Source organism: Ferrimonas senticii DSM 18821, from assembly GCF_000422665.1.
GTDB classification, from domain to species: Bacteria; Pseudomonadota; Gammaproteobacteria; order Enterobacterales; family Shewanellaceae; genus Ferrimonas; species Ferrimonas senticii.
The window spans coordinates 21,420-35,726 of record NZ_AUGM01000022.1 but is presented as its reverse complement, the minus strand read 5'-3'; the positions used below and the strand labels follow the sequence as shown (position 1 = coordinate 35,726).

General features: G+C 53.9%; 13 protein-coding genes and 1 riboswitch. Of the genes, 7 read left to right on the top strand and 6 right to left on the bottom strand.

What is annotated here, in order from left to right; translation table 11 throughout:
* Positions 1-43 precede the first annotated feature (43 nt).
* From G506_RS0111995 to rhlB, 3 genes are all read right to left on the bottom strand, one after another.
* Positions 44-1,300: a dicarboxylate/amino acid:cation symporter gene (locus G506_RS0111995; RefSeq protein ID WP_028117078.1), complete on the bottom strand. Its 1,257-nt coding sequence runs from the start codon at positions 1,298-1,300 to the stop codon at positions 44-46.
* 122 nt (positions 1,301-1,422) lie between these two features.
* Positions 1,423-2,328 carry a Ppx/GppA phosphatase family protein gene (locus G506_RS0111990; protein ID WP_169628106.1) on the bottom strand — a complete coding sequence of 302 codons (906 nt, stop codon included), beginning with the start codon at positions 2,326-2,328 and terminating at the stop codon, positions 1,423-1,425.
* A gap of 25 nt (positions 2,329-2,353) precedes the next feature.
* Positions 2,354-3,637 (bottom strand): ATP-dependent RNA helicase RhlB, encoded by a 1,284-nt coding sequence (gene rhlB / locus G506_RS0111985; RefSeq protein WP_028117076.1) that lies wholly within the window; start codon positions 3,635-3,637, stop codon positions 2,354-2,356.
* Positions 3,638-3,863: 226 nt separating this feature from the next.
* On the opposite strand from rhlB, the gene trxA reads away from it, so the two are divergent.
* From trxA to G506_RS0111965, 4 genes are all read left to right on the top strand, one after another.
* The gene (gene trxA, locus G506_RS0111980) at positions 3,864-4,190 is read left to right on the top strand and encodes a thioredoxin TrxA (RefSeq protein ID WP_028117075.1); all 327 of its coding nucleotides are present in this window, start codon (positions 3,864-3,866) and stop codon (positions 4,188-4,190) included.
* 227 nt (positions 4,191-4,417) lie between these two features.
* Positions 4,418-5,686 (top strand): transcription termination factor Rho, encoded by a 1,269-nt coding sequence (gene rho, locus G506_RS0111975; protein WP_028117074.1) that lies wholly within the window; start codon positions 4,418-4,420, stop codon positions 5,684-5,686.
* A 162-nt stretch (positions 5,687-5,848) separates the two neighbouring features.
* Positions 5,849-5,931, top strand: a riboswitch (cyclic di-GMP riboswitch).
* Between the two features lie 48 nt (positions 5,932-5,979).
* Positions 5,980-7,005, top strand: a complete 1,026-nt coding sequence (locus G506_RS0111970) for a hypothetical protein (protein WP_156904890.1) — start codon at positions 5,980-5,982, stop codon at positions 7,003-7,005.
* A 104-nt stretch (positions 7,006-7,109) separates the two neighbouring features.
* Positions 7,110-7,547 (top strand): hypothetical protein, encoded by a 438-nt coding sequence (locus G506_RS0111965; RefSeq protein ID WP_028117072.1) that lies wholly within the window; start codon positions 7,110-7,112, stop codon positions 7,545-7,547.
* On the opposite strand, the gene traF is transcribed toward G506_RS0111965, so the two are convergent.
* The gene (traF, locus tag G506_RS0111960) at positions 7,544-8,713 is read right to left on the bottom strand and encodes a conjugal transfer protein TraF (protein ID WP_169628105.1); all 1,170 of its coding nucleotides are present in this window, start codon (positions 8,711-8,713) and stop codon (positions 7,544-7,546) included. The genes G506_RS0111965 and traF overlap by 4 nt on opposite strands.
* Positions 8,714-8,875: 162 nt before the next feature.
* On the opposite strand from traF, the gene ubiD reads away from it, so the two are divergent.
* The 3 genes from ubiD to G506_RS0111945 all read left to right on the top strand — a co-directional run bounded on the left by ubiD (position 8,876) and on the right by G506_RS0111945 (position 11,809).
* On the top strand, positions 8,876-10,342 hold the full coding sequence (ubiD, locus tag G506_RS0111955; protein WP_028117070.1) for a 4-hydroxy-3-polyprenylbenzoate decarboxylase: 1,467 nt from the start codon (positions 8,876-8,878) through the stop codon (positions 10,340-10,342).
* Between the two features lie 18 nt (positions 10,343-10,360).
* Entirely contained in the window at positions 10,361-11,053 is a 693-nt protein-coding gene (gene fre / locus G506_RS0111950; protein ID WP_028117069.1) for an NAD(P)H-flavin reductase, read from the top strand.
* A gap of 132 nt (positions 11,054-11,185) precedes the next feature.
* The gene (locus G506_RS0111945) at positions 11,186-11,809 is read left to right on the top strand and encodes a GNAT family N-acetyltransferase (protein WP_028117068.1); all 624 of its coding nucleotides are present in this window, start codon (positions 11,186-11,188) and stop codon (positions 11,807-11,809) included.
* 322 nt (positions 11,810-12,131) lie between these two features.
* Here the strand turns inward: G506_RS0111945 and ubiA are convergent, their stop codons facing one another.
* A complete protein-coding gene (ubiA, locus tag G506_RS0111940) occupies positions 12,132-13,001 on the bottom strand; it encodes a 4-hydroxybenzoate octaprenyltransferase (RefSeq protein WP_028117067.1) in 870 nt (289 codons plus the stop codon).
* A 183-nt stretch (positions 13,002-13,184) separates the two neighbouring features.
* On the bottom strand, positions 13,185-14,303 hold the full coding sequence (locus G506_RS0111930) for a formate dehydrogenase subunit gamma (RefSeq protein WP_240473424.1): 1,119 nt from the start codon (positions 14,301-14,303) through the stop codon (positions 13,185-13,187).
* Between the last annotated feature and the right edge of the window lie 4 nt (positions 14,304-14,307).

The window sequence follows — 14,307 nt, the reverse complement described above, 5'->3', positions numbered from 1 at the left end:
ACAGGGCGCCGAAGCGCCCTGTTGAATTCGATAGGTTGACTACTTAAGCCTGCGCAGCTTGGGTTTGCTGCTGGTTGATCTCACCTTCAGATTTAGCAATCACGGTGGTCGCCAGCAAGTCACCGGAAACGTTTACCACGGTGCGAGCCATATCCAAAATACGGTCGATACCAGCCACCAGTGCCACCCCTTCCAGCGGCAGACCAACGGAAGTCAGCACCAGAGTCAACATCACCAGACCAGCACCAGGCACACCGGCAGTACCGATGGACGCCAAGGTTGCAGTGGCAATGATGGTCAGGTACTGAGTCATGGTCAGATCAACACCGAATGCCTGCGCCACAAACAACGCACATACGCCTTGGTACAGCGCAGTACCATCCATGTTGATGGTGGTGCCCAAAGGCAATACGAAGCTGGATACCCGCTTGTTCACGCCCAAGCTGGCGGCACATTTCATCGACGCTGGCAGAGAGCCTGCGGAGCTGGAGGTGGTGTAAGCCACGGCCATCGCTTCAGAGATATGCTTAAAGAAAGTGATTGGGCTGATGCGAGCGATGAACGCCAAAATCAGGCTGTAGAAACCAAAGATATGAGCCATACAGCCCAGGTATACCGCCAAAATCACTTTGATCAGTGGCAGCAATACCGCCAATCCGTAAGAGCCAGCCACCCAAGCCATTAGCGCGAATACGCCGTAAGGGGCTAATCGCATCACCAGATCGGTCAGCTTGTACATCGCTTCAGCCAGCGATTCAAACAACGCTACCGCCGGCTGGCCGCGTTCGCCGATCAGGACCAGTGCTACCCCCAGCGCTACCGCAAACACGATAACCTGCAGAATGTGGCCACCAGCCAGTGCCGCCACTGGGTTGGTTGGGATCATGCCAACGATAATATCGACAAACTTGGGAGCCTCTTTTACCGTTTCCGCCGCTGACGCGACCGGCAGTTCTAGGCCTGCCCCTGGCTGGAACAGCACGCCAAACGCCAGGCCAATGGTAATTGCAACAGCAGTGGTGGCCATGTAAAACACGAAGGACTTAGCGCCGATGCGGCCCATTTTCTGGGTATCGCGCATCGAGGTGATGCCAACGATCAACGAACAGAACACCAACGGCACGATCAGCATCTTGATGGTGTTAACAAACAGGCTGCCAATCGGTTTTAGATATTCTGCGTTTTCACCAAGGTAGAGGCCGGTGCCCATACCCAATAGCATGCCAGTAAGGATCTGCAGCCACAGTGGTACCGCAGACCAACGCCCCCAAAGGCTGGTTTTTGTAGTAGTAGAGGTCATTATTTGCGCCTGAATCGACTAATTTAATGCGTGAGTGCAGATTGTACTCAAGTGCATTAGTTAATATCGGCGCGATCCCGCTGTCTGTGATCTGGATCGGTCACAATTAGCGAACAGTGACGTTAATTCAATTCAAGCGCGGCGCCAGCCACTTCAACCTGTTGGTTTAACTGCAGCAAGACCCCCTCCCGCAACGCCCCACCTGCGGGGTAGAACGCCTCAATCTGCAAACTGCTCATCAGCCCCGATAAAATGGCGATGCCAGCGGCAAATGTCGGTTGCCGTTCAATGCACAAACCGGGAAGTTCACCATTATTTGCCAGCAGCTTAGCTTCGAGTTCCATTAGCTTGGCAGGGCTTATCGGGGCATTTGCGGCGATGTTTGATTGTTCGTACTCAAACACACTGCGAAAGCTGCCGGAGATCCCCAACGCTTGTTGCCACCCCAATTGCAATAACGATTGCCGTACCGGTGCCAGTGCACCGATCACTGCGGCTCGCGCCGCCACCAAGCTGGCTTGATTGATCCCGGCGGCAAAGAAGCGTTCGGTGTACAGCACCGCCCCAAACGGCAACGAGATCTTATAGTCGATGTCATTGTCGCCAATCACCAACTCGGTACTGGCACCGCCGACATCAATCATCAAACAGCGGCCGTCGACCTTGGTGGTCGCCCGCATCCCTTGAAAAATCAGTTCCGCTTCGCGGTCACCGCTAATCACTGCTATCGGATAACCCAGCAGCGGCTCAGCGCGCCGACAGAATTCCGCCCCATCCAGTGCTTGTCGCAGCGCGGCGGTAGCCACCACCTGCACCTGGTGCACTTGAGTTTGTTTTAGCAGCAAGCCAAACCACTGCAAACACGCCAGCGCTTCAGTTACCGCCTGCGGATCTAACCGGCCAGTAGCCGCTAAGCCGCGCGCCAGGCGCACTTTGCGTTTGTGTTTGGCAATAACCGTCGGGAAAGGATGATTTGGCTGGGCCAACAGCATATTGAAACTGTTGGAGCCCAAAGTAATAGCGGCCACGATTGGGCCGCTATTGACGGGCAGGTTAGCTGCGACGGCGTGGTGGACGGCCACCGCGCTGGCCTCCGCTGCGATCGTTACCACGATCGTTAGGGCGACGACTGCGACTGTGACTGCGTTTTGGCACGGTCAGATCGCTCAGCAGAGCCGAGGCGTCATAGCTGCTTTGCGGAATGCGATGGGCGATGTAATCCTCGATCGCTGGCAGGTTCATCGCGTATTGCTCACAAGCAAAACTGATGGAGGTACCTTTAGCGCCAGCACGGCCAGTACGGCCAATACGATGGACGTAATCTTCGCAATCGTCCGGCAAGTCGTAGTTAAACACGTGGGTCACATCAGCGATGTGTAAGCCACGGGCGGCGACGTCAGTGGCGACCAAGAAGTCGATGTCGCCGGTTTTGAACAGCTCCAGGATCTTCAGACGTTTCTTCTGATGAACGTCACCGGTCAGCAAGCCAACCCGATGGCCATCCGCCGCCATCCAAGCGTGGATCTCTTCACAGCGATGCTTGGTGTTGGCGAAGATAATGCCTTTGTCTGGCCATTCCTCTTCGATCAGGGTCAGCAGCAGTTTCATCTTGTCTTCATTGGACGGATAAAACAGCTCTTCCTTAATTTGCTTGGCGGTCTTGCGCTCTGGCTCTACCTGCACATGCTCAGGATCGTTCATGTGCTCGTATGCCAGTTCCTGCACTTTGAATGACAAGGTAGCGGAAAACAGCATGTTACGACGCGCTGCTGGCGCAGGCATGCGACGGAACAGGTAACGAATGTCTTTGATAAAGCCCAGATCGAACATCCGGTCGGCTTCGTCCAGTACCATCACTTGAATGGCATTTAGCTGGTACACACCCTGCTTGTAGTAGTCGATCAGACGACCGGTGGTGCCCACCAGAATATCGACGCCAGCGGCGATGGTTTCACGCTGCTCTTCGTAGCCTTCTCCGCCATAGGCCAGACCCAGTTTCAAACCGGTGGCCTTGGCCAGTGGCTCAGCGTCTTTGCAGATCTGAATCGCCAACTCACGGGTTGGCGCCATGATCAATGCGCGCGGGCTGTGACCATCGTGATCAGCAGGTACCTCACGGCTTAGCAGCTCATGGAAGGTCGCTACCAAAAACGCCAAGGTCTTGCCGGTGCCAGTCTGAGCTTGGCCAGCAATGTCTTTACCGCTAAGCAGAATCGGCAGCGTCAACGCTTGAATGGGAGTACAGTGGCTGAAGCCCGCGCCTTGCAGCGCCGCCACTACGGAGTTTGCCAATGGGAAATCGGCAAATTGGGTATCGGTAAGATGGGTCTTTGTCATAATGCCAAGCAGCATATCGGAAGCGCTTGCCAAAGCAAACCCAAGCCGTCAAATTATCGCCAGTATCACGCCGCAGCAATCATTTGCGATTATTTGACCAGCGGCTCGATTAGCGCGACCTAATAATGTAATTGGCCGCCACCATTGAAAGCAGGCAAGCTCGCTCCCATATTAAGGAGATACCCTTAGGGCAATGGCCTAGCATGGGACACAATTGGAGTAACTTATGAGCGACAAGATCCTAACTCTGTCTGACGACAGCTTTGACACCGATGTAATCAACGCCGACAAGCCAGTATTGGTGGACTTCTGGGCAGAGTGGTGTGGCCCATGCAAAATGATCGCCCCAGTATTGAACGAACTGGCAGACGATTACGATGGCCAGCTGACCATCGGTAAAATGAACGTTGATCACAACAACGCCACCCCAGCTAAATTCGGCATCCGTGGCATTCCAACTCTGCTGCTATTTAAAGGCGGCGAACTGGTTGGCACCAAAGTCGGTGCAGCCTCTAAAACTCAGCTGAAAGAGTTTATCGACGGCCACCTGTAAGCCATCGTTATTATAAAATTGAGCCAGACTAAACAATCGTTAGTCTGGCTCTTTTGTATAGGACAAAGCGCTGGACGCACTTCGGCATTGGTGCTAAGTTCTTAACCAAACATTCTCTTTGTTGATTTTTTCAGCAAAAACCCATTCTCTTAAATTATTCGAACGCGACTATGACAGTTCGTCGGCGCCGCTCTGAGCCGCGCAGTACCGATCAAAAGAACCCCCCTATGAACCTAACCGAATTGAAACAGAAACCGGTTTCGGAGCTGGTTGCTCTGGCCGAATCCATGGGATTGGAAAACCTTGCTCGTGCCCGTAAGCAAGACATTCTGTTTGCCATCCTTAAAGCCCACGCCAAGTCCGGCGAAGATATCTTCGGCGACGGCGTATTGGAGATCCTTCAGGATGGTTTCGGGTTCCTGCGCAGCGCCGACTCGTCATACCTGGCTGGCCCAGACGATATCTACGTATCGCCAAGCCAAATCCGCCGCTTTAACCTGCGCACCGGTGACTCCATCGACGGTAAAATCCGTCCACCAAAAGATGGCGAACGCTACTTCGCGCTGTTGAAAGTTAACCAAGTTAACCACGACCGCCCTGAAAGCTCGCGCAGCAAAATTCTGTTTGAAAACTTAACTCCGCTGCACGCTAACGACCGTCTGCGGATGGAGCGTGGTAACGGTTCAACCGAAGACATCACCGCTCGCGTACTGGATCTGGCCAGCCCAATCGGTAAAGGCCAACGCGGTCTGATCGTGGCACCGCCAAAAGCCGGTAAGACCCTGCTGCTGCAAAACATCGCTCAGTCGATTGCTCACAACCACCCAGAGTGTGAGTTGATGGTACTGCTGATTGACGAACGTCCTGAAGAAGTAACCGAGATGCAGCGTCTGGTCAAAGGCGAAGTGGTTGCATCTACCTTTGATGAGCCAGCCTCCCGCCACGTGCAAGTGGCCGAGATGGTTATCGAAAAAGCCAAGCGTCTGGTTGAGCACAAAAAAGATGTGGTGATCCTGCTGGATTCCATCACCCGTCTGGCCCGCGCCTACAACACCGTAGTACCAAGCTCCGGCAAAGTGCTGACTGGTGGTGTCGATGCCAACGCCCTGCACCGTCCAAAGCGTTTCTTCGGTGCCGCGCGTAACGTCGAAGAGGGCGGTAGCCTGACCATTATCGCCACCGCACTGGTTGATACCGGTTCGAAGATGGACGAAGTGATCTACGAAGAGTTTAAGGGCACCGGTAACATGGAACTGCACTTAAGCCGTAAGATCGCCGAACGTCGCGTGTTCCCAGCCATCGACTTCAACCGCTCTGGTACCCGCCGTGAAGAGTTGCTGGCGTCTGCCGATGAACTGCAAAAGATGTGGATCCTGCGTAAGATCCTTAACCCAATGCAGGAAGTGGAAGCGATGGAGTTCTTGATCGACAAGTTGGCTATGACCAAGACCAACGACGAATTCTTTGACGCGATGAAACGCGCTAAGTCGAAGTAACAGTTCGCTGCTCTCAATTTGATAAAGTCGGCCATGCGCCGGCTTTTTTATTGTCGTAACAACCTCAAGCCACTGGCCGAAAATCTAATGTGACGCAGATCAATGAAAGTTTTGGTTCCGGTTTCATATTTCATCAAAAAGGATAAACTCCGCCTCCATTTTCGACTCTAAGGGCAAACCTATCGTGAGGTAGGGACGCAAAGCGACAGTGGAATCTGCAATGGATTCTAGGCTGCGCCGCTGAGTTTAGTTTGGGCAACTCGCCCGCAATAAACTGAACGGACTTAGATCTTATGAAACGCACTTTAGTTTCTCTTTCCCTGTTGGCGCTGTGCTCCGCTTCGGCACTGGCGGCCCCCACTCAAGAAATTTTTGCTACCTCCGCTAATGGTTCTATCCGCCACATGGATGCCATCCACAGCGACAGCAGCAACAAACTGCTCAACGTGATCATCAATTACCAAGATAGCCAACGTGTTGGTGGTGACAAAGGCCGTACCATCCAGATCACCGGCTCCGATTTTGCGCTCACTATCGATGCCCCCGCCCACAGCAGTGTATTAGCGGCCGACGTCCGCGCCACTGGCGGTCGCGAGTTGGCGGAAACCTTTGAACTGCCATTCACCATCGCCAATCAAACCTACAAATGGGCCAAAGAGGCCGAAATTGGCGGCGCGGCATTTTTCAATGAGTCGATGACCCAAGAGGTTGATGGCAAAAAGCAGCGCTACAGTCGCCCTGCGTTGTACGTCAACATCAATGGCACCTTTGTGCCAGCGAAAGGCCGTTACCTATCAGTGCCGAGCATTGTTAAAGGCAACGGCAACTACCTGTTTAACGTGGTACCAACCGACATTCTCGACAACGTCATTGTCGGTTTTATTCAGGCCAAGCGTGACATCGAATTCAGCAAAGACGGCAAGTTCTTAGCTAAGGGCGAGCGTCTGCCAGTGTACTGGACCCTAAAGGCGGAATCGGCCAATTCATGCAACAGCGCCTGCAAAGAGCAAACTGAAGCTCACCTAACCGTTAGCCAAGGCCAGCTACTGGGCTTAGGCAAACGTCGCTCCGACATTAAAGCCATCGACGCCAATGGCGAAACCATGGATTGGTTCGAATACGCGCCGCTGTTACAAGGTGATGGCAACGCACTGCAAAGCTTAGCCGGTAAGCCTTACGGTATTGCCAAAGACCCTAACGAAGCCAATACCTACTGGATCTATGGCAGCGCCGCAGGTCTTAAAGATGATAAGAGTCAGGGTTACTACCAAACCAACAAGAATTTGACTCCAGCCGCGGCCATCAAGCTGACCCTGTAATCGCGATTGCTGACGCCAATACCGACAACCCGAAGCCCAGCTTCGGGTTATTTTTTGCCATACTTAAGCGAGTGTCAGTTAACTAACAGCAGCGGGGTAGCACAATGTTACTGCGATTTGGGTTACTGCTATGTCTGAGCATCGGTCTTGGCGCTGCGGCAAGCGCCCGTGTGTCGGTGGGGATCAGCGTTGGTCACCCCGGCTATTGGGGCAACCATTATTGGGCCAATCGAGTCTGGCAGCCCCATGGCCGCTGCAATCTGACTTGGCACGATCATCGCTTGCGCTCCAGCCGCTGGGCAAGCGACCGCGATTGGCCACGCTATCGTGTTGACCAACCTCCGCAGCCAATCCGGATAGCGCCACTGTCAGCCCGAACCATTCACAGCCAACTACCCCAAGATAAAGGCGGCGCCTTAGCGACACTACCAGCCAACGCTCGTAGCGAACTTCATCAAGGCCAACGGCTGTATCGCTGGCAACAGCGCTGCTATCGCCTTAACCATTCCGATCAGCGCTATCATCCGCTCGAGTGCCCCTAAAAGCGCAGCCCCAACTGGATTTGCCCCCCCAGCTCGTCGTTGTCGCCCAATTGCGCCGCCAGATCCAAGCTCACCATCTGGCCAGGGCTGAATCCCAAGCCAAAACTCCAAATGTCGTGGTAGTTGTCCGACAGGTCGCTACGAAAACCTAAGCGCGCTTGCAGCCACTGGCGAAAATCATACTCGGCGCCAATTCGTGCCCATTGGCTGGGCATAATGTAGGTTTCAAAAGAGTCATCTTCGTTTAAATCCAAATCGACCTCGATGGTTAAGCCGTGCGCTTGCCACCCTAACCCCGCAACCGCAGTAGGCCGCAGCATCAGCGACTGCCCCGTCACGTCGGTTAACTCTTGCTCAAGCAGATTGCGGATCACTAACGCCCACTGCCAGGCACCGTAACCACTGTGAAAACCGACATCGAGGTTAAATTCGGTGGTGTCGGTCATATTACGATTGTCGGTCAGATCGTCATCGTCGAAATTGGAGATGTTGGCGTTGTAATAGTAGCTGTCGATACGCTGCAACTTTGGCGCAATCCCCACCGACAGCGGTAACTCATTTAGCGTAAATTGACGAGCCAGCGACAGCGTCAATTCCGACACAAAAGCCCCTTGCAGATCGGCGTTACTGGCGATCTCATCAGGGTTAAACTGCAAGGTAATCAATGCTTCGCGCAACAACTGCTCATCACTTTCGACGTAGTCCACCACCCCAGATACTGCGGCATAGCCGCTTAGCGACACTCCCCACGCCAAACTTTGACTGGGACGGTAACCTCCGAGCAATAACTCCAATTCGCCACCGGGGCTATTTTGCTCTAATGCTTGTAACCGTTCACCGGCGCGCAGGGCAATTTCCATCGCCGCCACGCGATCGCCTTGCGCCAACGCCGCTTCAAACGCGGCGATATCATCTTGAGTTGCATCAACGCCATCGATGGTATCGTCATACTCACGGCCCAAGGCCCCAAGTCCCAATTGCAAATAAAACGAATCATCATCGGCAAAACGAGTTAACAGCGCAGGATTTGCTAAGGTTTGGCGAAAATCACCGGCAGCAATACCAACGCCCGCCATCCCTTGGCTGCGACCATCCGCAAATGGGGTCGCCAGCGCAACGACCGGCAGCATTGTCGTCGCTGCCACCAGCGCAGAAGAGTACTTCATCGGGCACATCCTTGTGTCGAATACCAAATTGTCATCCGCTCAGGGGCGAATAATCCAAAAGGTAGTAACAGCTCGACCACGGTAGGATTGAATGTTGGGGAGCCAGATTGCCTAATGCTGCGCTATAATGTTGCGCGAAAGCTAACAAAGAGAATAAAAACGATGAATTTTAAGGACTTACGTTCATTTGTTGAGTACCTTGAAAGCCATGGTGAACTGCAACGCATCAGCGCAGAGGTCGATCCTCACTTGGAAATGACCGAAATTTGCGACCGAGTTTTGCGTGCTGGAGGGCCGGCGATTCTGTTTGAGAATCCCAAAGGCCACGCCATGCCGGTATTGGCTAATTTGTTTGGCACCCCTAAGCGCGTCGCCATGGCGCTCGGCCACACTGACCCCAAAAAACTTAGGGAAGTTGGCGAGTTACTGGCGTTTCTTAAGGAACCGGAACCGCCATCAGGGTTTAAAGACGCGATCGCTAAAGTACCGATGTTCAAACAAGCGTTGAACATGCCACCGAAATCCGTTTCACGGCCTAAATGCCAACAACTGGTATTTGAGGGCGATCAAGTCGACCTTAGCAAACTGCCGATACAACACTGCTGGCCCGGCGATGTCGCCCCCTTGGTGACTTGGGGCCTGACTATCACTAAAGGGCCGAATCAAAAACGGCAAAACTTGGGGATCTATCGCCAGCAGTTGCTCAGTAAAAACAAACTGATCATGCGCTGGTTGGCGCACCGTGGCGGCGCCATCGACTATCAAGAGTTTCAACAGCAACACCCTGGCGAACGCTATCCGGTAGTGGTCGCGCTGGGCGCGGATCCGGTCACCATTTTGGGCGCGGTAACGCCGGTGCCCGATGCCATGAGCGAATACGCCTTTGCCGGACTACTGCGCGGAGAACGCACCGAGGTCGCCAAAGCGCTAAGCTGTGATCTGCAGGTACCAGCAACCGCCGAAATCATTCTTGAAGGCTATCTTGAACCTGGCGAACTGGCGGCCGAAGGCCCCTACGGCGATCACACCGGTTACTACAACGAGGTCGAACAGTTCCCGGTATTTACCGTGACTCACATGACCATGCGTCGAGACGCCATCTACCACAGCACCTACACTGGCCGCCCACCGGATGAGCCGGCGATGCTGGGGGTAGCGCTCAACGAAGTGTTCGTACCAATCCTGAAAAAACAGTACCCCGAAATCGAAGATTTCTATCTCCCGCCAGAAGGTTGCTCCTACCGAATGGCAGTGATTACCATTAAAAAACAGTACCCTGGCCACGCCAAGCGGGTGATGATGGGCGCTTGGAGTTTCCTTCGCCAGTTTATGTACACCAAGTTCATCATCGTTTGCGATGACGACGTTAATGCCCGCGATTGGAACGATGTGATCTGGGCGATGACCACCCGCATGGATCCGGCGCGGGATACCTTGATGGTAGAGAACACCCCGATCGATTACCTCGATTTTGCTTCACCGGTTGCCGGCTTGGGTTCCAAGATTGGCATGGATGCCACCAATAAGTGGCCAGGGGAGACCGATCGCGAATGGGGCCAGCCAATCGTTATGGATGACGAGATAAAACAGAAGGTCGACGCCCGCTGGGTCGAATACGGCCTCGATTAAAGGAAGTGCAGTAGCAGTATGAAAGCCATTGAATGCCACGTGGACAGCATCAGTCCATTCAGCGACACCGTGTTTCAGGTGCGCCTAACCCCACAAGAGCCTTTTGACTTTGTTGGTGGCCAGTACCTGACCATCGTCATGGGGCCAGAAGATAAACGGCCGTTCTCCATCGCTTCCGCCCCCGGTAGCAAACAGATCGAGTTGCATATCGGCGCTTTTGTAGCAGAAAGCTACGCCATGCAGGTGATTGAGCACCTGCGCAGCAACACCCGAATCTCCATCGAAGCCCCGTTTGGTCACGCTCACCTGCGTCTGCACAGCCGCCGACCAAGGCTACTGGTGGTTGGCGGTACTGGCTTTAGCTACGCTCACTCGATGCTGGAACAGCTGGTCGCCATCGACGATAACATTCCCACCATCCTGTATTGGGGCTGTCGCGATAACGCCGGCATGTATCTACGTCAACGCGCCGAGCAGTTAGCGGACAGCCTGCCATCGCTAACCTTCGTGCCTGTATTTGACGAGTGGCAAGCGGGTGCTCGCCACGGCTCGGTATTGGACGCCGTTTGTGACGATATCGCCGACTTAAGCGACTACGATATCTACGTTGCTGGTCGTTTCGAGATGGCCGGTGTCGCCCGCGAACGGTTTCTTGCTCAAGGTGCCAACAGCGAGCATCTGATCGGCGATGCCTTTGCCTATCTGAAATAGCAGCCCCGTGAACAATTTTCTCAAGGCGACCTAAAATTGGTCGCCTTGTGCTTTTTTTGTTCGGCAGATCACAGCCAATGGCACCACATAGCTGGATAATCCGCGCTCATTTTTCCTACCGAGCCCGAGCCGATGTCTTGCCAACCTGCCCTGCACTTAGTGCACACCGCCGCTTCGCTGCCGTTGCTGCAACGCTTAAGCCACCGGCAAGCACTGCCGTTACCACGGCTGTCACTAAGGTTGTTGCAGATCAGCGATATACACTCCATTGCCAGTGTACTCGGCACCGATCCGCGACAACAGCAGCACCGCTTGCTGCCGCAGATTGTGAAAACTCAAGAACAGCTCGGCCAAGGCTTGCAACCAAGTCACCTGCAACTGGCACTGCTGGATCATCAGCAGCAACTGTGCGGATTGGTTAGCCTGCAACGCCAGCAACCCGGTCATTACCGCGTTAACTTGCAACTGCACCCTCAAGTTTGGGGACAGGGGCTTGCCACTGAAACGCTACGATTTGTTAGGGACTTGGCCTTTAACGAACTGGACGCAGACACTTTGCTGGCAAGCTGCACAGCGAGCAACGTTGCCGCCAAGCGAATGCTCGAAAAGAGTGGCTTTGGTCGCAGCCACCAAGGTAACTATCCACACCAGGCCGAGGTCAACGGCGACGAGTTGAACTGTTGCTTTACGATTGGCCGCAGCCAATGGCAACGCAGCCAAGCCATCGCCCGCCAAGTGATGCTACGGTTGCATTGATGGTAATTAGGGCGTGTTGACCTTTGCTGTATACTTTTGCGCCCACCGCTGCCTGTTTCGACAGCAAATTGATCTTGATTGGTTAATTTTGCTGTTTAGTGCTCACTAAGGGGCGCCTTGCAGGGTCGGACTAGCAGCTGTCACTCTTCGTCATGCGATTTCGACGTAGAGCCCTGATTTTGATTTCAGAAGAGAGGGCCTTCAATCGCAATCCTCGATTGACAGCTGCTATCCTCGACCAAATTCTGAACACCAAACGTCGACACGCCCTAGTAACGGATACAACAAAGCCGCCAATCGGCGGCTTTAAAAACAAGAACAATTAGGCGATGGCGTAATCCAACACGACTCCAAGGAATAACGCCGCGCCGGCCCAATTGTTATTAAGAAAGGCCACAAAGCAGGCGTCGCGATCTCGACCAATGATCAAGCATTGCTGATAGATAAATAACCCAGCCATCACCGCTAAACCCGCAAAGTAAAAACCACCGAGGTTTAGCACCAAGCCAACCGCTACCAGCAGCGCCATCGCAATCACTTGAAACAGACCGATCAGATGCCGGTCCCAGCGACCAAACCAGATGGCACTAGAACGAATACCGACCTTAAGGTCATCCTCACGATCGACCATGCCGTACATGGTGTCGTAGGCCACCGTCCAGCACCAATTGGCCACGAACAGCAGCCAAGCAATTGGCGCTACCTCTCCGGTTTGCGCCGCAAACGCCATCGGAATCGACCAGCTCCAAACCACCCCTAAAAACATCTGTGGCGCAGGCAAAAACCGCTTGGTAAACGGGTAGATAACCGTAAGCACGATGCCACCCCACGCTAAGCGAACAGTCAACTCATTGAGCTGCAATACCAACGCCCAGCACAGCAACGCCAACGCACCAAACAAAAACAGCGCTTCCCAACTTTGGATTTCGCCCGCAGCCAGCGGCCGCGCCTTGGTTCGACTGACATGACCATCCAGTTTGCGATCGGCAAAGTCGTTGATGATGCAACCACCGGCACGCATCAACCACACCCCGATGAAAAACACCCCAAGTACAAACGGGCTGGGCAACCCTTCCGCAGCTAACCACAACGCCGCCATGGTTGGCCACATCAATAAAAAGGTGCCAATCGGCCGATCCAACCGCGCTAAGCGGCGATAGGCGTCAAACTTATCCTGCACTACGGCGAGCATAATCCCTGCCCTCGATTACAACTTGTTAACCATTATGCAGCGTAAAACGTGATCGCAGCAATCTTTGTCGATGGCAAAAAACACCATTATCAAGACGGTTGCTCACTATCGCACCAGCAGGTCGCCAACAAAAAAGCCCGCACGGTAACTTACCGTGCGGGCGCTTAGAGGCAGGTGCGTTAACTAGCTGGTTTTGTATTCGATGCTGCCGTCGGCCTTGATCTCGTCGTACCAAACGTTGTGGTGCTGTTTGGCCCAGTTTTCATCGCAATAGCCAGTAACCATATTGACCATACCGCCCTCTGACAGCACCGTGGCCATAAAGATATGCACCACAGTAAAGCCAGTGATCACGATGGCTGCCGACGCGTGGATCAACAGCGCCCATAACGCGTCAGTGCGACTGGTCGACAACGCCTCAGGAAACAACAAGAACATCCCTGACACGATGATCGCCAAACCGAATAGAGTGAAACTCCAGTACCACAGTTTTTCACCAGCATTGGAAAAGCCCGCATCCGGGTGCTGTCCCTTAAATGGGCCGAAGTTGAGGTAGCCACCAACCACGGTAAACCATTTCAGATCGTAACCGGCAGGAATGTTGTGCTTCATCCAGCGCAACATCGCAATCACCCCAAACAACGCGAACGGCAACGCCATATAGTCGTGAATCGGTTTAGCCATCGCCGCCAGCGTCGCCAGCCCCTGAGGCCCCAACCAATCGGCAAACACCCAGCGCCCCGCCAGTAGCGCCAATCCGGTTAGGATCAGCAAAATACAGGGGATCGCCATCAGCCAATGAACCCAGATATCCACATTCGACCAGCGCCTTACCTCGACTCCCGAGAACCCCTTCTCGAGCTTGGAGGCACCATTAACCAACACGAATACGGCGAACACCACAATCATGCCAAACAGCGAAAAGGTCAGTGCTTTACTGAGCCAGCCAGGCCGTTGTTCAATCAACATAAAATCATACTGATTGATAAAGCTATCGGCGAACGGTGACTTTGAGGTGGTACGGCCGGTTTGACCTTCGCGTACCGCCGTCCACAATGGGCTTAGCCCCTCGGCGTTGCTTTGATTGCTGATCATCTCTTCGGCGGCTTGCGCCGAACGGATCAGTGGTACCTCAGGCGCAGTGGCTTTATCGATCTCAGCTAACTGCGCCGCCTGCAGCGCCTTAGCCTGCGCTTGTTGTTCGGCTTCGCTGGCTTTTGCCAGCGCGGGCGGCGAAACCGCCAGCGCCATTATGGCCAACACAAACCCCAGCAGTAACGCACTGGTGATGGTTGCTCTCATCGGA

Coding starts and splice junctions, on each gene's coding strand:
- G506_RS0111995 (WP_028117078.1), bottom strand. CDS start 1,300: ATGACCTCTACTACTACAAAAACCAGCCTTTGGGGGCGTTGGTCTGCG.
- G506_RS0111930 (WP_240473424.1), bottom strand. CDS start 14,303: ATGAGAGCAACCATCACCAGTGCGTTACTGCTGGGGTTTGTGTTGGCC.
- ubiA (WP_028117067.1), bottom strand. CDS start 13,001: ATGCTCGCCGTAGTGCAGGATAAGTTTGACGCCTATCGCCGCTTAGCG.
- trxA (WP_028117075.1), top strand. CDS start 3,864: ATGAGCGACAAGATCCTAACTCTGTCTGACGACAGCTTTGACACCGAT.
- G506_RS0111965 (WP_028117072.1), top strand. CDS start 7,110: ATGTTACTGCGATTTGGGTTACTGCTATGTCTGAGCATCGGTCTTGGC.
- fre (WP_028117069.1), top strand. CDS start 10,361: ATGAAAGCCATTGAATGCCACGTGGACAGCATCAGTCCATTCAGCGAC.
- traF (WP_169628105.1), bottom strand. CDS start 8,713: ATGAAGTACTCTTCTGCGCTGGTGGCAGCGACGACAATGCTGCCGGTC.
- rhlB (WP_028117076.1), bottom strand. CDS start 3,637: ATGACAAAGACCCATCTTACCGATACCCAATTTGCCGATTTCCCATTG.
- G506_RS0111970 (WP_156904890.1), top strand. CDS start 5,980: ATGAAACGCACTTTAGTTTCTCTTTCCCTGTTGGCGCTGTGCTCCGCT.
- G506_RS0111945 (WP_028117068.1), top strand. CDS start 11,186: ATGTCTTGCCAACCTGCCCTGCACTTAGTGCACACCGCCGCTTCGCTG.
- ubiD (WP_028117070.1), top strand. CDS start 8,876: ATGAATTTTAAGGACTTACGTTCATTTGTTGAGTACCTTGAAAGCCAT.
- rho (WP_028117074.1), top strand. CDS start 4,418: ATGAACCTAACCGAATTGAAACAGAAACCGGTTTCGGAGCTGGTTGCT.